The following is a 447-nucleotide window of genomic DNA, read 5'->3' on the forward strand; positions in this document are numbered from 1 at the left end:
GGCCAGGCCCCGGCGCGCATCGCCGTCAATGTCTCGGTCGTGCAGCTGCAGGATCCCGCGTTCCTCGACGCGGTGCGCGCGGCGCTCGCCGCGAGCGGCCTGCAGGGCCGGCACCTGGAACTGGAGATCACCGAATCGGTGGCGGTGGTGCCCACGCAGTTGCTGCAGCAGACGCTCGCTGCCCTGCGCGCGGACGGCGTCAGCATCGCCATCGACGATTTCGGCACCGGCTACTCGTCGCTCAGCTACCTCGAGCAGTTGCCGCTCGACCGCATCAAGATCGACCGCAGCTTCGTGCGGCGCCCCACGGGTGCGCAGGGCGCGCGGATCGCCGAGATGATCGTGAACCTGGGCCAGCAGCTCGGCCTGCGCGTGATGGCCGAGGGCATCGAGGACGACGCGGCGTGGAACACCCTGCTGCGCATGGGGTGCGACGAGGGCCAGGGC

The 447-nt window shown here is 71.1% G+C and carries 1 protein-coding gene; it reads left to right on the forward strand.

Features of this window, described 5'->3' with window-relative positions:
* Nucleotides 1-447 (forward strand): EAL domain-containing protein (locus AC066S_RS39410; RefSeq protein ID WP_478271999.1); only part of this gene is annotated, 447 nt, incomplete at both ends.

This window comes from Bradyrhizobium sp. CFUWI (assembly GCF_056429085.1).